General features: G+C 35.1%; 18 protein-coding genes. 3 read left to right on the forward strand and 15 right to left on the reverse strand.

Features of this window, described 5'->3' with window-relative positions:
• Positions 1–47: 47 nt before the first annotated feature.
• On the forward strand, positions 48–860 hold the full coding sequence (locus ACIGAM_RS11975; RefSeq protein WP_396511677.1) for a hypothetical protein: 813 nt from the start codon (positions 48–50) through the stop codon (positions 858–860).
• Positions 861–2,021 carry a hypothetical protein gene (locus tag ACIGAM_RS11980; RefSeq protein WP_396511678.1) on the forward strand — a complete coding sequence of 387 codons (1,161 nt, stop codon included), beginning with the start codon at positions 861–863 and terminating at the stop codon, positions 2,019–2,021.
• Between the two features lie 54 nt (positions 2,022–2,075).
• Here ACIGAM_RS11980 and ACIGAM_RS11985 read toward each other — a convergent pair whose 3' ends face one another.
• The 7 genes from ACIGAM_RS11985 to ACIGAM_RS12015 form a co-directional block, all read right to left on the reverse strand.
• Positions 2,076–2,957, reverse strand: coding sequence for an SDR family oxidoreductase (locus tag ACIGAM_RS11985; protein WP_396511679.1), 882 nt, complete (start codon positions 2,955–2,957; stop codon positions 2,076–2,078).
• A gap of 100 nt (positions 2,958–3,057) precedes the next feature.
• A complete protein-coding gene (scpA, locus tag ACIGAM_RS11990; RefSeq protein ID WP_396511680.1) occupies positions 3,058–5,190 on the reverse strand; it encodes a methylmalonyl-CoA mutase in 2,133 nt (710 codons plus the stop codon).
• On the reverse strand, positions 5,183–6,544 hold the full coding sequence (locus tag ACIGAM_RS11995; protein ID WP_396511681.1) for a methylmalonyl-CoA mutase subunit beta: 1,362 nt from the start codon (positions 6,542–6,544) through the stop codon (positions 5,183–5,185). The genes scpA and ACIGAM_RS11995 overlap by 8 nt, the downstream gene beginning before the upstream one ends.
• Positions 6,537–6,803: a septum formation initiator family protein gene (locus tag ACIGAM_RS12000; protein ID WP_396511682.1), complete on the reverse strand. Its 267-nt coding sequence runs from the start codon at positions 6,801–6,803 to the stop codon at positions 6,537–6,539. The genes ACIGAM_RS11995 and ACIGAM_RS12000 overlap by 8 nt, the downstream gene beginning before the upstream one ends.
• A gap of 88 nt (positions 6,804–6,891) precedes the next feature.
• Positions 6,892–7,500: a uridine kinase gene (gene udk / locus ACIGAM_RS12005; RefSeq protein ID WP_396511683.1), complete on the reverse strand. Its 609-nt coding sequence runs from the start codon at positions 7,498–7,500 to the stop codon at positions 6,892–6,894.
• A gap of 159 nt (positions 7,501–7,659) precedes the next feature.
• Entirely contained in the window at positions 7,660–8,073 is a 414-nt protein-coding gene (locus ACIGAM_RS12010) for a DUF6691 family protein (protein ID WP_396511684.1), read from the reverse strand.
• Positions 8,073–8,630 carry a YeeE/YedE family protein gene (locus ACIGAM_RS12015; RefSeq protein ID WP_396511685.1) on the reverse strand — a complete coding sequence of 186 codons (558 nt, stop codon included), beginning with the start codon at positions 8,628–8,630 and terminating at the stop codon, positions 8,073–8,075. Before ACIGAM_RS12015 ends, ACIGAM_RS12010 begins: the two co-directional genes overlap by 1 nt.
• Positions 8,631–8,920: 290 nt before the next feature.
• On the opposite strand from ACIGAM_RS12015, the gene ACIGAM_RS12020 reads away from it, so the two are divergent.
• Complete coding sequence (locus tag ACIGAM_RS12020) at positions 8,921–9,712, forward strand: transglutaminase family protein (RefSeq protein WP_396511686.1); 792 nt, start codon at positions 8,921–8,923, stop codon at positions 9,710–9,712.
• Between the two features lie 77 nt (positions 9,713–9,789).
• Here the strand turns inward: ACIGAM_RS12020 and ACIGAM_RS12025 are convergent, their stop codons facing one another.
• From ACIGAM_RS12025 to ggt, 8 genes are all read right to left on the reverse strand, one after another.
• On the reverse strand, positions 9,790–11,016 hold the full coding sequence (locus ACIGAM_RS12025; protein ID WP_396511687.1) for an outer membrane beta-barrel protein: 1,227 nt from the start codon (positions 11,014–11,016) through the stop codon (positions 9,790–9,792).
• Between the two features lie 491 nt (positions 11,017–11,507).
• Positions 11,508–11,915, reverse strand: coding sequence for a DoxX family protein (locus ACIGAM_RS12030; protein WP_396511688.1), 408 nt, complete (start codon positions 11,913–11,915; stop codon positions 11,508–11,510).
• 87 nt (positions 11,916–12,002) lie between these two features.
• The gene (locus ACIGAM_RS12035; RefSeq protein WP_396511689.1) at positions 12,003–12,521 is read right to left on the reverse strand and encodes a Crp/Fnr family transcriptional regulator; all 519 of its coding nucleotides are present in this window, start codon (positions 12,519–12,521) and stop codon (positions 12,003–12,005) included.
• A gap of 207 nt (positions 12,522–12,728) precedes the next feature.
• Positions 12,729–14,066: a rhodanese-like domain-containing protein gene (locus tag ACIGAM_RS12040; protein ID WP_396511690.1), complete on the reverse strand. Its 1,338-nt coding sequence runs from the start codon at positions 14,064–14,066 to the stop codon at positions 12,729–12,731.
• A 287-nt stretch (positions 14,067–14,353) separates the two neighbouring features.
• Positions 14,354–15,223 (reverse strand): sterol desaturase family protein, encoded by an 870-nt coding sequence (locus ACIGAM_RS12045; RefSeq protein WP_396511691.1) that lies wholly within the window; start codon positions 15,221–15,223, stop codon positions 14,354–14,356.
• A gap of 50 nt (positions 15,224–15,273) precedes the next feature.
• On the reverse strand, positions 15,274–16,029 hold the full coding sequence (locus ACIGAM_RS12050) for a DUF3307 domain-containing protein (protein ID WP_396511692.1): 756 nt from the start codon (positions 16,027–16,029) through the stop codon (positions 15,274–15,276).
• Entirely contained in the window at positions 16,029–16,622 is a 594-nt protein-coding gene (locus tag ACIGAM_RS12055) for a SatD family protein (protein WP_396511693.1), read from the reverse strand. The genes ACIGAM_RS12050 and ACIGAM_RS12055 overlap by 1 nt, the downstream gene beginning before the upstream one ends.
• Positions 16,623–16,774: 152 nt before the next feature.
• A complete protein-coding gene (gene ggt / locus ACIGAM_RS12060) occupies positions 16,775–18,529 on the reverse strand; it encodes a gamma-glutamyltransferase (protein WP_396511694.1) in 1,755 nt (584 codons plus the stop codon).
• Positions 18,530–18,535: the final 6 nt, after the last annotated feature.

Here is an 18,535-nt window from a genome sequence, read left to right on the forward strand (position 1 = left end):
ATCTAAAAGCTCAAGTTTCTAAAATTTGAGCTTTTTATTTTTTAAGTATGTCAAAACCTTCTGTATCTGCTTTATTCTTTGAGCAATTAGTTCCTTATTTAAAGCCATTATTTAATGTTGACGATGAAGAAAAATTTTTCTCTTTTCAAAAATTAGTAAATAAATACATTTACTATGTTTTTACGTTAGACCGTATCATAGATCAAGAGATTAGCTGGGTTGAGGATTTTAACACAGCCGCAGAAACACTTAAACGTTCACAGGAATATAGCACAACTGCAATATTAGGCCTGGGACAGCTCTTTGAACCTGAAAACAATTTCTGGAAGCATTTTAATAGCTATATGAATAGCTATTATGAAGGCCTGGTGCTCGAAAAGAAAAACTCTGCCTTGCAAATTAACCATACTTTAGAATCTTTTGAAGCTTATAGCTTTAGCAAGCATGCACCGGCTTTTATACCGGTTGTAGGTCTTTTTATTCTTTTTAAGAGTAAAATAGATTCTAAAAAAGTATTAGAACTGTTTAATCAGTTATTCTACGGAATGCAGATGCTAGATGATACTGAAGATTTTAGTGAAGATGTTATTAAAAATCAACATACCTATTGTATAAGTGCGGTAAATAATTTTATGGTTAAACATAAAATTGAAGAAAAGCCTGATCTAGATCGTTTTAAAGAACGGGTATTCTACATTTCTGGTATTGCTGAAAAATGTAATACCTATGCAACACAGAAATTTAAAATAGCTCAGGATACTGCTCGAGAACTCAATTTAAGCGAACTTGTAATTTGGATTGATACTATGCTTCAAATGCTTGAACATAATAGAATTATCATAAAAGAGCTTACAACATAAATGGCTATTATTTTAAAACCATATGAACTCTCTAGCTATAATGCTAACACCTGGGTTCTTGAAACTCCTGAGGGACATTTTAATATTAATCAACAATCTAAACAACTAATAGATCTTTTATCGCGATCACAGTCTTTTGAAGATGCGCATAATCAGTTTAAAAGTGAATTTGAGATAGAGTTGACTAAGGAGAATTTTGATGCTTTTATAAATTCCCAACTTGCTTCAACAGGTCTCTTAGGTGATGTAGAACAAGTAGAAAATAAAAAAGAAAAGAGTTTTATAAAACTTGAATTTACCATTTTAAAAAAAGAGACCGCTAAGAAGCTAGCGACACCTTTAAAACCTTTATTTCAACCGGTATTTTTTTGGATAGCCTTTACAGCATTATTTTTACTGGCGTTATATACCGTATTTTTTAGGAGTTTTGAAGAAACAGAAGTTTCTGCCTTGGCAGTCGCTGCGCTGTATTTTGTAACTATACTTTTTCACGAATTAGGTCATATCGCTGCCTGTTCAAGATTTACAGGGCGCAACGGTGAAATAGGAGGTGGGTTTTATGTTATTTTTCCGGTATTGTACTCTAGTATTTCTTCGATGTGGCACGCTACTAAAAGAGAGCGTGTAATAGGCAACCTTGCCGGGGTTTATATGCAGTTGTGGTGTTTACTAGTAAGTTTATTATTATTTTCTCTTTTTCCAGATTTAGGAATATTTGCTGAAATCGCTTTTATGGTGAGTATATACAGTTTAATTCAATTAGTACCTTTTATTCGTTCTGATGGGTATTGGTTATTATCTGATCTTACAGATACCCCTAATTTACTAAGCAAATCTTCTCAAGCTATTAAAGATTTGTTTACAAAACCACAAACCTTATTTATAAAACAGGAGCGTATAAAAAATACAGGTCTCATTCTCTACGGAAGCTTTAATACACTTATCGTAATCTATTTTGTAGGATATCAATTGTTTTATAATTGGGAAGAGATTATTCATTTTCCGTTACACCTATGGGATATGCTCAAACAAATACTACAATTACAAATCCCGGATTTTGAAGCCGAATTTATTATCGTTATCCTATTTTATGTAATTCTTTTCAATTACTTAAGACGTGCATATACAGCTATTTTTAAACCTAAAGAGGAACTTATTTAAATGAAGAATCCCTTAAGTTCAACTTAGGGATTCTTTATTTTTTATTAAAAGTAATTAAGACTTGCGCTTAGCTCTTACAGCAGCTTCAAGCTGATCCCAAAGTTCTTCTGGAATATCTTTTAATAAATTGAATTGTCCTGCGCCTTCAAGCCACTCACCACCATCAATAGTTACTACCTCACCATTTACATAGGCAGAAAAGTCTGAAACCAGATATGCTGCGAGATTAGCCAATTCCTGATGATCACCTACGCGGCGCAAGGGTACTTTTTTAGAAAGATCAAATTTTTCGGCAAGATCTCCTGGTAATAAACGTTCCCAGGCACCTTTAGTAGGAAATGGTCCCGGTGCAATGGCATTAGAACGTATGCCGTATTTCGCCCATTCTACAGCCAGAGATCGCGTCATTGCCAGAACTCCCGCTTTTGCTGTTGCACTGGGTACAACGTATGCAGAACCCGTCCAAGCGTAGGTTGTTACTATGTTTAAAATAGTTTTGTTTTTTTCGCCTGCATCAATCCAATGTTTTCCGAAGGCAAGCGTGCAGTTTTTGCTTCCTTTTAAAACAATATCAATTACTACATCAAAAGCATTTGCAGAAAGCCGCTCTGTAGGAGAGATGAAGTTTCCTGCTGCATTATTTAATAGCACATCTACGCTACTAAATTTCTCAACAACAGCATCGCGCATTGCTTCTACCTGCTCATAATCACGTACATCGCATTGTACAGGAAAACATACTCCGCCGGTTTCTGCTTCTAATTCTGAAGCCGTAGTTTTTAATTTATCAAGGTCACGCGAACTAATAGCTACATTGGCGCCTAATTCAAGAAAGTATTTAGTCATAGATTTACCCAGACCGCTACCGCCGCCTGTAACTACAATTGTTTTTCCTTTTAACGCATCATCGCGCAACATTTTATCGGTATAGCTCATTTTAAAGTATTTAATTCTTTATGCCTGTTTAGAAGGCTTAGATTGAATAGTTAAGTTCAATTAATTTTAGTTCTCGTGCAGAAACCTTGTATCTATAAATCTAGTCTTCAAAACTCTGCATCAAAATTTCTAAGATTGAAATGGCAGCATCACTTATTTTTGAACCGGGACCAAAAATGGCTACGGCACCGGTATCAAATAAAAATTGATAATCTTTCCGCGGAATAACACCACCCACTATTACCATTATATCTTCACGATCTAATCGCTTTAATTCTTGAATTACTTGTGGTACCAGTGTTTTATGGCCTGCTGCTAGCGAACTTATGCCTAGAATATGCACATCATTTTCTACAGCTTGTTTCGCAGCTTCTTTTGGTGTTTGAAACAAGGGTCCTATATCTACGTCAAAACCTACATCTGCATAACCGGTCGCAACAACTTTAGCCCCGCGATCGTGGCCGTCTTGCCCCATTTTTGCAATCATAATTCGCGGGCGTCTTCCTTCTAATTCGGCAAAACGATTTGCGAGTTCACGAGCTTTTGCAAAAGCAGGATCTTTTTTAACTTCTTTACTATACACGCCTATAAATGATTTTATTTCTGCTTTATACCTCCCAAAAACCGATTCTAAGGCTGTCGAAATTTCACCTAAAGTCGCTCTGTTACGAGCAGCCTCTACTGCTAAATTTAATAAATTACTGCTTCCTTTTTCTGCAGATTCAGTCAAAGCTGCTAAAGCCTGAGTAACTAATTGTGTATCTCGATTTTCTTTTACCTGAGCCAGGCGGTCTAGTTGTGATTTACGCACGGCGTCGTTATCTACCTCAAGGGTGACAATATCATCTTCAGTCTCTAGTTTGTATTTATTGACCCCCACAATCACGTCACGACCACTATCTATGCGTGCCTGTTTGCGTGCAGCAGCTTCTTCAATTCGTAATTTTGGTATTCCTTTTTCTATTGCTTTAGTCATTCCGCCCAGGTCTTCAACTTCTTCAATAAGTTTCCAGGCTTTCTCTGCAATCTCTTGTGTTAACGATTCTACATAATAACTACCGGCCCAAGGGTCTACAGTACGTGTGATTTCGGTTTCTTTTTGTAAGTAGATCTGTGTATTTCGGGCGATACGCGCAGAAAAGTCGGTGGGCAAAGCGATCGCTTCATCAAGCGCATTTGTATGTAAACTTTGAGTACCGCCAAAAACAGCAGCAGCAGCTTCAATAGTTGTGCGTGCAACATTATTAAATGGGTCCTGTTCGGTTAAACTCCATCCACTAGTTTGGCAGTGGGTACGTAGCGAAAGAGATTTTTCATTTTTAGGATTGAATTGCTTCACAATTTTAGCCCACAGCATTCGGGCAGCACGCATTTTTGCAATTTCCATAAAGTGATTCATCCCAATACCCCAAAAGAAGGATAAGCGAGGTGCAAAACTGTCTATACTCATACCCGCGGCTAAGCCTGTTTTTAAATATTCAAGACCATCTGCAAGGGTGTAAGCCAGTTCAATATCTGCTGTAGCACCGGCTTCTTGCATATGGTAGCCCGAAATGGAAATTGTATTGAATTTGGGCATTTTTGCTGAAGCGTATTCAAAAATATCTGATATAATACGCATCGAAGGAGTAGGCGGGTAGATGTAGGTATTTCTAACCATAAACTCCTTCAAAATATCATTTTGTATGGTGCCTTGAAGTTGTTCTGGTTTAACACCTTGCTCTTCTGCAGCAACAATATAAAAAGCCATTATAGGAAGCACGGCACCATTCATCGTCATCGAGACGCTCATTTTATCTAACGGAATCTGGTCGAAGAGAATCTTCATATCTTCAACCGTATCAATGGCTACACCGGCTTTACCCACATCACCTTCTACACGCTCGTGATCACTATCATAACCACGATGTGTAGCCAGGTCAAAAGCTACTGAAAGTCCTTTTTGACCGGCCTTTAAATTGCGTCTATAAAAGGCATTACTTTCTTCGGCAGTAGAGAATCCTGCGTATTGTCTAATCGTCCACGGCTTACGAACATACATCGTACTGTAAGGACCCCGTAAAAAAGGAGGTATTCCTGCAGCAAAATCAAGATGCTTTAAATCACTAATGTCGTTAGAAGTATAGTGCTTTTTAATGTGTATTTCTTCTGCAGTAACGTTTGATTCTGCAGTAACAGATATGGTTTTATGGTCTGTTTTTAGTTTAAGATGTTGAAGGTTTTTTCTACTCATCCTTTAATCTTTTTTGCTCAACTTCTTCTGCAAGACGTTTTGTAATTACCGGTTCAATTAATGTTTTACGCGGGTTCATTTTTAGAAAAGGATAAAGATCAAGATCGTGCTTCATACGATCATCAGGATTTTGGTAAGTATTTGTACCTACTAAAAGTTTTTCGCCTTTATCAAAAGCTTCTTGCTCTTTAGCTGCAGAAGTTTTTATTTTTTTCTGAATTTTTCCTTCTATTAACTGGGTTACAAAACCACCACCGGCTTCAATATCTTTAAATAGACTTAAGGCTTGTTCGGCAAATTGCTGCGTTAGATTTTCTATATAATAAGTACCGTCTGCAGGATTTGAGACCAGGTCAAAATAACTCTCGTGCTTTAGGAGCAACAATTGATTGCGTGCAATACGCTGCCCAAAATCATTAGTTTTATGGTAAATCGCATCGTAAGCGAGATTGCAAATACTGTCTGCACCGCCCAAAACGGCACTCATACATTCGGTGGTTGTGCGTAACATATTGGTATTATAATCATACAAAACCTTATTGCGTAATGCCGGTTTAGCAATAATATGACAGGTTTCGGGTAAACCATATTCGCTTGCCAGTGTTGCATAAAGCAAGCGTAGCGCTCTTATTTTTGCAATCTCAAAGAAATAATTAGAACCTATGGCTACCGTTAATGTAAATAGCTGTTTTTTCAGTAAATCACCATAATGGTTAAAGTACTCATTGGTTTGCGCAAGAAGGTAAGCCAATTCCTGAATAATTGTAGCCCCGGCGTTATGGTACACTGAAGAATCAATACCTACAACGTTATCGTTTTTTGCGTTTAAAATAAGTTCTTTTAGCTGGTAGCGATCTTCTCTTAAATCTGAAAACCAATTACCACTACGAGCTAGATTTCCTATAATATCAGTATTCAGAAAACAGGTAAACTCTTTATCCTTTGTTTTTTCTGATAATGTTGTAAAAAAAAGGACATCTAAGAATGAAAAATTAAAATATAGCGTAAGATTTTGCTGTGGAAGGGTTTCAAGCAATTGATCAATGTTAAATTTTTGATCAGCTTTAAACTGAAACGCTTCAACTCCTTTTGAAAGCAGTTCTAATACCTTAAGAGCTGCCGTTTCGGGCTTCTGAATGTAAATTTCTTCTGCAATAGACCATCTAGTAGGGTGACCGGGAATTGATATTTCATTTAAATCTTCACGATGATAAAAAGGTTTAATATGTATTCCTTCAGGGCTAGACCACAACAGTGTTTCGTTATAATCTGCACCTGCCAGATCATATTGTATTTTCTGTTTAAAAGCTTTTGCAGTAACCGGATTAAAATCTGAATATAGGGAGTTATCCATCGTTTTCTTCTGTTTTTAGGCTGTCTTCATATTCAATGATAAAAATCTCTTCCTTATCTTTTTTCATATAATATTCTTCTCTGGCAAATCGCTCAAGTTCTGTACTGTCTTTGAGTTTATTGATTTGCTCACGATCACCTCTTATTTCTTGTTTAAAATAGGCGCGGTTGCCTTCAAGCTTATCAATCTCGTCATTTAATTCTTTATGAATAAACCACGAGTTGGTGTCAAAAAACACCATCCAAATTGTAAAAATCATTAAGATAAGTACGTATTTGTTTCCCAAAACACGGAACCACTTTTGTTGACGGAGTTTTTTTAATAAAGACACACTACAGCTAATTTAATTAAACCAATCGTTGATTTATAATACTGCGAACGATATCTATCGCCACGTTGTTGTATCGGTTATAAGGTATGATAATATCTGCATACTCTTTAGTAGGTTCTATAAACTGCTGGTGCATAGGTTTAAGAGTAGTCTGGTAACGCGTAAGCACTTCTTCTAAATCTCTTCCGCGCTCAGCAATATCACGCTTTAAACGACGTATTAATCGCTCATCTGAATCTGCATGAACGTATATTTTAATGTCAAAAAGATCGCGTATTTCGGGGTGGGTAAGTATAAGAATACCTTCTACGATAACCACTTTACGTGGGTGTGTGATAACCTTGTCACTAGTACGATTATGTTTTACAAAGGAGTAAACAGGTTGTTCTATTGTCTCGCCTTGCTTTAACAGTTCAAGATGCTGACATAGTAATTCAAAATCAATAGACTTAGGGTGGTCAAAGTTTATTTTCGTCCGCTCGTCATAACTTAAATGTGAGGTATCTCTATAGTACGAATCCTGAGATATTACTGTAACCTCACCTTCCGGTAATTCCTGAACAATTTGATTTACCACGGTTGTTTTACCGCTACCGGTACCGCCGGCTATTCCTATAATGAGCATAAAAAATAATTTAGCGCAAAAATAGGAAACTTAACGCACTAAGTGCATCATAGTGATTGCCGCTTATTCACAAAATGAAAAAGCACCTTCAAATAGGGATTAGAAGATGCTTAGTGCTTTATATTAAGATAAATACCGTTTGAGGATAGGTTTCAGATATTAATGCGGAAGTTTATGTTTAACAATTCCGTAGATAAACGTACCCAGAAGGGCTCCTAATATCACGATTAAAATAGATACATATCCTGCACCAGCGAGTACATACATAGGCCCGGGGCAGGCACCTGCCAATGCCCATCCTAAACCAAATAAAACTCCACCTATGGCATAACGCGCAACACTTTTATTTTTAGGCACTAAGTGCATATCCTGACCTTTTATTGCTTTTATATTAAAGCGTTTTATGATTTGAACACCTATTACGCCCAGAGCTAAAGCAGAACCTATAATACCATACATATGAAAGGATCCAAATTCAAACATTTCAAAAATGCGAAACCAGGAAGCTGCTTCAGACTTATACATCACGATACCAAAAAAAGTACCTATTATTAGATAAATTATTGTTTTCATTATGCAAAAATTAGGGGATAAATAAAATGAATCATAACTAGCCCTCCTACAAAAAAGCCTATAACTGCAATAAGAGATGGTATTTGTAAATTACTCAAACCTGAAATAGCGTGACCACTGGTACAGCCTCCTGCGTAACGAGCTCCAAAACCCACAAGAAAACCACCAATTATTAGAATAAACCAGTTTACAGGATTGCTCAAAGCTTCTAAACTAAAAATTTCGGTAGGTAAGTAGGCTTCTCCAGCGCTGTTAATTCCATATCCCTTTAGCGTAGTAATTACATCAGGAGCAAGTTCAACCGTATTGTTTGACATAAATTGCGAAGCAAGAAAACCACCTATAACAGCACCTACCATTACGGTAAGATTCCATTTTTCTTTTTTCCAATTAAATTTAAAAAAATCTGATGCTTTACCTGCACCTGTAGCAGAGCATAAGGTTCTAAGATTTGAAGACATCCCAAATTGTTTACCTGCGTAAAGAAGTAAAAACATTGTGAGGGCAATTAAAGGACCGGCAACATACCAGGGCCAGGGATTATAAATCCAATTCATATTTAGGCTTTAATAGGGTTTAGTATATAACTGTCTATAAGTCGTGCAAAGAACAATAAACTTGCAATAGGCGTACGTAACCTGAGTTACACATATATTGAAATGAAAATTTTTAGCATCATTAATTTGCTAAATACAGAATTAAATGCTTTTAATTTTGAATACATTAATTGTGTTAAAGAAATCTGATTTTTAGATGTTAACCTATTAAATTAATCGAAATTGGTATCTGTAAATTTAAAAGTTGAGAGTAGCAATAACACTCCCAAACGCATTAATATATATAAACTATGCGACTACGTATAACCTGTAATTTGAAGTTTGAAATAGTTGTTCCTACTCCGTTTATTCTTATGCTGAGACCTCGTAGTGGAAGTCAGCAGTGGGTAGAACGGCAAGAGTACGATATTAAGCCTAGTACACGCGTTAACGAGTTTACAGATGATTATGGCAATTTATGTCAGCGATTGGTAGCGCAGGAAGGCCTATTTTCAATAGCCACAACCTCAGATGTGGTTACTTCAGAATACAGTGATCAGGATTTTGGGGCTCCTTTTGTTGAAATTCAAAATTTACCAGATTCTATATTGAGTTATTTATTACCCAGCAGGTATTGTGAATCTGATTGTTTTAATGATCTCGCTGTTACAATTACTCAGGGTCAGTTACCCGGTTATAATCAAGTGGCTACAATCACAGATTGGTTACGTATTAACATAAGTTATATACCCGGTAGTAATAATGAACCACTATCTGCAATTCAAGTAAACAATAAGCGCTTTGGGGTATGCAGAGATTTAGCTCATTTAGGAATTGCATTGTGTCGTAGCTTAAGTATTCCTGCACGTATTGTAGTGGGGTACTTAAACAACTTACAACCTATGGATATGCACGCATGGTTTGAAGCTTATATAGGGAACAGATGGTATACTTTTGACGCTACGCAGAACGGAGCGGCAGGAGGTTATGTCATCATGGGTTTAGGGCGTGATGCCGCAGATGTGGCTGTTTTTAACCAATTTGGGCCATCTGTATTCCCCTATGAACAGCTTGTGAAAGTTGAGCGTATTGCTGAATTTTAATTAGATAAGTTACCTTAACAGATAGATTGAGCATACGCTGATCTACATTAGTTTTTTGGTCTAAAAATTGCCAATATTTATTTATTAAATATAGAATAGCCAAATATTAGAGAAGTACCTCTAAAGTTAGAATCCCAATTAGGGTAAACACCTAATAGATTTCGTTTTACGTCATGTCTTAATTCTATACTGTATCTATCTTTAAATTTATAACCTAATCCCAAAGCTAAATTGGGATTACTCTTAATATCTAACGATGTTTTATTTCTACCTTCACTTCGTTCAAAATCTACTGAAGAACCAAAATCTATACTGAATTGATACAGTACGTTTACAAATAATTTTGAATTGTTAATTAGAAATAAATAATGTCTTAAACCTAAAGGTATTTCAACACTTTTATAGTCGACGGTACTTGTCAACTCTGTATTAAAACCTTCATTAGGATCAAAATATTTAGATTTATAAGATTGATAGGTAGGCTCTAGCGTTATTGCCCATTTATTATTATTAAATGGAAGAATAAATTCTGCTTCAACACCCAGTCTTAATGAGAGTTCATTTTTAAACTCGGTATCTCTGTCATTTCTAGAAGAATTTTCAATAGATAAGGCGCTTGATTTTAAACCCGGTCTAAGGGTTAAATTAAATTTATCGCGCTCGGGCTCTAGTTCTGCAACTTGAAAATCTGGGTTTATACACTTATTGTAATCAACAAAGTAATTTATAAGATCATGCTTGCCGTACTCTAAATTTTCTAAATCTGAACTCTTCTTGTTTTTACAATTTACCTCGTTAAAGAGTTGTTGTAAATAATAGTTGTTCGATCCTAATTTACTGTTTGTGGTTAGGTATTGCTTATAAATTAACTGCTTAATTTCTGAATTTTTGGTACTAAAAAAATAACGACTTAGTTGACCCTCACGATAAAAGTAAAGATTCGCATCACCTTCAACGAGTATTTTTAATAAAACGGTCTCATTACTAAATTCAGGTTCGCGGTTTTCATTAAGATCTTTAATTTTATTACTTGTTTTATCAATATCTACAGAGGCTTTGACATATTTAGACTTATTAATAACTGAAAATTCTTTGATATTAGCAATTACAGCCTTTTGAATATCACCATTATCGGTAAGCATATATTCAATCTCTGTAGGATTATTGTTCCAATCATAGTTTTTGATTAAGCATTCAATTTTATTTCCAGAATTATTTATAAAGTATCCATTTTCAAATGACGTTTGGGCAAAGCATTGAACTCCTGTCATTAAAGTAAATACGAGAAAAGTAATTTTTGACATTTTTTAATTTACAGTTAATTATTAAAAATAATAATCACGAAAATAGGATTAATTATAGTTTGATAATTATTGAATTCTGTAAAACTTAAAATTTATGGAGTTATACAAATGCTATTGCCATTTATTTTAATTCTAATACTTACTCTGAAAGTCTTTTAAATTTTATCTGTCACAACAATTATTAGCGTAAGCAGAGTCATTTAAACTCAAAAAGGCAACGGAAAAATGATATATCAATTTCCGTTGCCTAAGCTCATAAATAGATTGCTTAATGATTTTACTTTAGCATTAAGAGTATCTAATTTTTCTAATTATAGGGATATATTGAAGTAAGTAATTACTTTTTATGAACTGTTTCTGCATTTGTTGCAGTATTTATTATGATTTTTTTTAGCTCAAAGCAGGAGATTAATCAAGCTTTTAAAACATAACTAAATGAAAATATTAATGTTCAAAATTTAGCGTAGTGTGAGCTAATGATATTAGTTACTTTAGTTCTTTACCAGAACGGATGATTTTTTTCTTCTACCCCAAATAATAAATAAAGCGATGCCCATTAAAAAAATATTCATTCCTATGGCTGTAAATTCACCTCTTGATGCGTGAAATATTGCGGCAAAAACCATTACCAGCGCTAAGCCCATAGCTGCCCAGATAGTAAGAGCAGGTTTTAACTTAAATACCGCAGGTAGAACTAAACCAAGACCTCCTAAAATCTCCGTGAAGCCTATAAACCTAACTAAACTGAGTGGAGTAGAAGTAACCCAGGGTAACGAATCTGCTAAGACTTCAACAGGTTGTGAGATTTTCATCATTCCTGCCATAATAAACATTGCGGCTAATAGTCCTTGCGCTATCCATAATATAATGTTTAATGCTTTGTTTTTTTGATTTACCATTTTAAAATTCTTTTAGATTAGTAGCGCACAAAATTGAAGCAGAAAAGATTATCTAAACTTAAGATATCTTAAGAAATGGAAATTGCATTATTTTTTAGCCAGTTTACGTCTTATTTCGCTTAAATATTCTGGAGTAATTCCTATATAAGAAGCTATTAATTTTAGAGGAAGTCGTTGAATTAATGTAGGATACGTATTTGTAAAATCAAGATAACGCTGTTCTGCAGTAGAACTTAATAAGCCTATAACCCTTTTATTAGTAGCAATTAAATTATTGCGCAATTTAGTAGCCATCTCTACAATACTGTCTTTGTCTAAATCGCTAATTTCTTTAAAATCAGATTTGTTCATTTCTAAAATTTCAGAATCTTCTACAGCCTCTATACACACAATCGCTGGTATTTGATTTGTAAAACTGTCTAAATCTGTAATTAACCAGGATTCTGGTGCAAATTGTAAAATGTGCTCTTTCCCGGTATTATCAAGTGTGTAACTTTTTAAACAACCTTTTTTCACCAAAAAACCTTGAGTTGCTACAGACCCTTGCTCTAATAAAATAGTTCCCTTTGAAACGAAAATTTGATTTTTACCTTCTAAATTTTTCATTTTGTATATTTCATATCGATAGAATCGCTAAAACTAAAAGAAAAAAATAAATAAGACCAGATTAACGATTATCAAAGCAGACATTTTGAATGCTGTTAGACCTTCTTTTTAACTAACTTATTTACCTTAAATGGAGTTGTTTATTTACAGGTTTTATTCACAACCCTAATGCTAACTGCAGAATATATGAGACTTCCTGTACCGATATTATTTATATTCATTAACAGCATCACCTAGATCATATACGGGAACATCGTTTATGTGGTGAGCGACAATACTACTCCCGGCAGCGCTGCGGTAACCTCCTGCACAATGTACTACGATAGGTTTATCAGTTGGGATTTCAGCAATACGCTCTCGTAACTCGTGTAGCGGTATGGTAAGTGCTTTGTCAAAAAATTTACCGGCTTCAGTTTCGCTTTGATTTCTAATATCAACAATTGTATATGCTTCTAAATTTTCTTTGAATTTTTTCAAATCTAATATTGAAGATTTTATCCAACTCTGCTCTCCAAGTGTATAAATTTGTTTTACCTGACTTTCGTACCCAATTTTAGCAACCCGACTTAGTAATTCTTCAGCGTGATTGTAATCTTTAGCAACCATACTAAATTCTTCTTCAGGTTTTACAATAGAGCCCAACCACGTCTCAAATTTGTGGTTTTCTTCTAATGCCATAATATTAAAACTATTTCGTTTATGACCATTTTTAAAATCCTCTTCGATACGCGTATCTATAATTAAATCATCGCTATTTAAAAGCGCATCATTCAATTTTAATGGAATATCAGCAATGCTGCCTTTTAGATTAGCTGCACCGTTTTTATTGATGTCTACATTATAACCAAAGTAATGCGGAATAAAAGGCTGTGAGTCGAGTAAGTGATCTATAAACGCGTTTTCATTATTTGTATTAAATGCCCAGTTCGTCTTACGTTGTTCTCCTAATGTACTACTGCCTTCACTACTCATGTTTTTTCCGCATAAAGAGCCCGCTCCATGGGTAGGATATACGATGGCATCATTAGGTAAGTAATTAAATACTTGAGTAATGGTGTTGAACATTGATTTTGCAAGATCAAGGCGTTTTGCTTTTGTGTTTCCGGCATTTTCCCGTAAATCGGGTCTGCCAACATCTCCTATAAACAAAGTGTCACCTGTAAATAGTGCGGTATCTTCATCTTCCGTAGCTACGATTGTAATACTATCTGGGGAGTGACCCGGTGTATTTAAGGCTGTAAAAGTTACGTTTCCTATTTTAACAACATCGCCGTCGTCAAAGGTTTTATGGGTATAATCTGCACCAACGAGTTTACTTGCATAAAGTATAGCACCGGTTTCTTTATGTATTTGTAAATGCGAACTCACAAAATCTGCATGAGGATGTGTTTCAAAAACGGCAACAATAGTTGCATTATGTTCTTCCGCAAATTTGTAATACTGATCAGGATCACGCTCAGGGTCAACTAAGGCAATTTTGTTGCCGCATAGTATCGCATAAGAAAAATGAGAAAGTGGCTTATATTCAAATTGTTTGATAGTCATGAGTTACTAATTTTTAGTAAAATTAATCAAGAAGTTATAATGACGCTGTAACCTTTGATACATAACATATAGGTTTATAGAAATTTTAAAAATATACTTTGCTTAATTTCTTGTGATTAGGATTTTAAAAATTTAATTAAAGAATGGTTCTAATTTTAAGGAAAAGCTATTTTTAGAGATTACGCGAGTAGGATTAATAAGGCGAGGTACTTAGAAATAATTTATAGTTTATTAAACTATAAATGAAAATTATTATTAATGGTTCTTTTGATTAAATATAATGCACACTAATTCTTAAAAGGGTAGAGAGTTTGATCTTTAAAGTTAGAAGGAAAATGCTCATCTCCTTTAAAACCTATTTCCAGGTCTTTTCCGCTTTGCGGAATATAAGCAGTGCCAAATACATAATCCCAGACACTTAACGTTAGACCAAAGTTCATCCCGTACCGGTGCTGAGGTGGTAGTTGTTTTGCGTGATGCCAGATGTGCATACGGGGATTATTAAAAATATAACCTAGTCTACCGTAACTCCAGTCTAAGTTTGCATGGTTAAGATGCCCCACAAACACCGAGAACATATGTACAATAAAAAACTGTTCTATACCAAAACCTATCATCGCCAGCGGTATGTATTGAACACTTTTATAAATTAAAGTTTCCATAAAATGAAAACGGAACTGTGCTGCAAACCCCATCTCTTTTACACTGTGATGTACTTGATGAAATTTCCAAAGCCAGGGAATACGGTGTAGCATACGATGCACATTCCACTGTATAAAATCTGCTAGTATAAACATTATGAGCAATTGTGCCCACACAGTAAGCGCATCTACTTCAATAGCAACTAAGTTTTTAATATTAAAAATGCCCAGAAAGTCATTAAAGAGTTCTACCCCTACATTAGAAAGTGCGTTGTAGCCTATTAACGAAAAAAGGAAAAAATTAAAAAGAATATAAAACGCATCTAGCCAAAATCCTTTTCTAAAAATAGGTTGCTTTCTACGCCAGGGAATACTAATTTCTAAAACAAAGACGAGAAGTGATAAACCTATTAACCAATAGAAATAATTGGTCCATCCTGGGTTGGTTATCTCCTGTATGAGATAATCAAAGTAACCTACAAAAGAATCTTCTATTATTTTAAGGTACTTATTCACGGTAGGGATTATGTTTTACAATTTAATAGGTCGGTATTTTATTGAATTTCTTACGTAGGATTGATAAAATTAGCATCTAAATAGTTAAATGTTAGGCCTGCACCTATTGCAATACCAAAACTTAGGAGTGTGCCTATCAAGACATATTCGGTGAGTTGTCTGTTTTTACCTTCGGTAAGATCGCCAAAACGAAAAACAGATTTAGCAGCAATGAGAAAACCTATAGCAGACCAGGCGTTAAGTAGTATAAAACCAAAAACAAATAGACGTTCTAGCATTCCTATAATTTTACCCGCTCCTGCCAGAGAAGTACTTTTTGTTTTGCCATTTTTCGACTTTATGTTAGGTTCTATTGCGTCTTGCCAAGGCTGCAAGAATAAACGCATTAAAATACCCGTTACAAAAGTTACAAAGAAGCCTAAAGTGATTAATAATAAGAGTTGAGGTTGGTAAATTAAATCTACATCAATTATAAATGGGGCGTAGCAATACACTACTATACTAATTACAAGAATATGTGCGAGTTGATCTGCGATAAATAATTTGCTGCTATTCTTTTTAGTTGTGTATTTAATTTTAAGAATGTCTATGCCGTAATGCGTTATAAGAATAGCTAAAATACCAGCAATATAATTTAGGTTAAATTGTAGTACGACTAGAAGTGTCGCAAGATGTACCGCAATATGTGCAATTAGATATTTTGATTTATAGCCGTTTTTTAATTTATGGTTGACCCATTTAGTAGGTTGTAATACAAAATCACCAATTATATGCGCGAGAAGAAGTTTTATAGCGAGCGTTAACATTAGTGTTTTTTTAAAGTTTCTGTATAGTATTGAATGAGCCTGGTAATTTCTGTATAGCCTGCGCGGCTAAGGGCTTTGCTAATTGCACTTTGAGCTTTACCCATTAATTCACTTAGCTCAGTTTGATTGAGCTGAGGTTGTTCTAACTGTGTTTTAATTATTGCAGCTGTTACTGGTGGCCATAAATCCATCGTTAAAGTAGCTAAACTTAACATCAAATTTATTGTGGTATCAAATTCTGTATTATCTGACTTTAATACAAGCGTATTTTTTTTAATAGTATCAAATGCAGTACCCGAATGTACAAAGGCGCTTCCGTTTGACTGTGTTACCTTAGGAGCATTGTAATTTTTATCTCCCAGGCCTATAGCAATACGCACATCAAGTTCAGAAAAGGTTTTAATCGCTGCCTTAATGTGTATAGCAGCAGCCAGTGCCTGTTCGGCATTAAGTTCTAGTTGAAAACTATCTCCTCGAAACAATTCCCACTCATTAGGCTCTGCACCGTACGCATTTAATACATTTATAAGCTCTTGTTGCCAATCATTACTAGATTGAGAACTTATTATATCTCCCGTTAATACTGCCTGCATTTCTAATTGAATTAATATGTGCTTAAATATACATCAAAAAGGGTATAATTTTAAATATACACTAAAATGATTATAATAAAAAATATATACCATATAGGTTATATTTTAAAATATATATCTTGAATATTATAATTGCTTTGCATTACAAATTATTAAAAACCTATGGCCGTGTCATCACCTCTACGGTCTGCACCGCCTTCCAGACTTCCGTCTGGTAATACGAGAACGCCATCTACTTTACCTAAAATAACACTATTTTCTTGCAGAATTTTATATCCTTTTGCGGCAAGACTATCTAATAAATTTTCACCAAAGGCATTAGGTTCAAAAGTAACAACGTCTGGCAGCCACTGATGATGAAAACGTGGTGCATCTACAGCTTCCTGCATTCCCATACCAAAATCGTTAACATTTAAAATTGTTTGCAACACCGAAGTAATAATAGTAGAACCGCCTGGTGTACCTACTGTCATCCATAATTTACCGTCTTTTTCTACAATTGTGGGTGTCATAGAACTCAGCATTCGTTTTTGAGGTTCGATTTTATTTGCTTCAGCACCTATGAGACCAAACATATTAGGAACACCCGGCTTGGCACTAAAATCATCCATCTCATTGTTCAAGAAAAACCCTAATTCATCTACATACAATTTAGATCCGTAGGCGCCATTTAGGGTAGTGGTAAGAGCTACTGCATTTCCAAATTGATCAACCAGTGAGAAATGCGTAGTTTCCATAGACTCGTAACCTGCAACTTCCTCTTGTTTTATTTCTGAAGAAAGGGTTGCTCTATCAAAACTAAAGTTCTGCATACGTCTATGAGCATAAATCTCACTTGTAAGACTATCAATAGGAATATCATTAAAATCAGGGTCTCCCAGATAAAAACTACGATCTGCGTAAGCACGGCGTTCTGCTTCGGTTATAAGTTGAATACTTTTTAAAGAGTTATGACCGTATTCTTTAAGATTATAAGGCTCAAGCATTTTAAAAATCTGTGCTAATGATATACCTCCACTAGAAGGTGGTGGCATTCCTATTAATTTTAAACCTTTATAGGTAGATACAATAGGTTCACGCCAAACAGCATCATAGCTTTTGAGATCTTCAAGTGTAATAATACCACCGTGTTTTTGAATAAAATCTACCAGTTTTTGAGCTGTTTCACCTTTGTAAAATTCATCCTCACCATTTGCAGCAATACGCTTTAATGTTTCGGCTAAAACCTGATTTTTAAATAGCGTTCCTGCTTTTATCTTAGTTGAATCGCTTTCGCGGAAGCCCACAGAATACAATATTTCTTTACCGTTAACCTGATCAAATACAGGAGCATAATTTTTAAAACGTACCAGTTGGTTTTCCGTAATCGTATAGCCGTTTTCAGCTAGTTCAATAACCGGTTTTAAAATTTCTGCCATAGGCATAGACCCTAGTTTTTTATGAATGGCAAACATACCGGCCATACCCCCGGGAACGCCTACAGCCAGTGATCCTTGTCTACTTAGCGAATCTATAGGATTGCCCTCGTTATCCAAATACATGTCATGTGTTGCCGCGATAGGAGCTTTTTCACGATAATCTATGCTGCCGGTCTCGCCATTTGCTTTTCTATACACCATAAAGCCACCACCACCTATGCTTCCTGCAAAAGGGTATGCCACATTGAGCGCCATATCTACAGCAATTAATGCATCAAAAGCATTACCACCATTTTTAAGTATTTCTGCACCTATACGAGAAGCTTCTTTGCGAGCAGATACTACCATAATACTATCTGCAAGTTTACCTCGATTGATTAATCTTGTCTCTGTTTTTTCAGTTTTGCAACTGGTAAGAATTACAGAAAAAAGAAATCCTACAGCTAAGGTTTGATTAATTTTTATAGATGATAAGTAGCGTTTAATCATAAAAGA

The sequence above is a fragment of the Leeuwenhoekiella sp. NPDC079379 genome, assembly GCF_044542075.1.
GTDB lineage: Bacteria > Bacteroidota > Bacteroidia > Flavobacteriales > Flavobacteriaceae > Leeuwenhoekiella.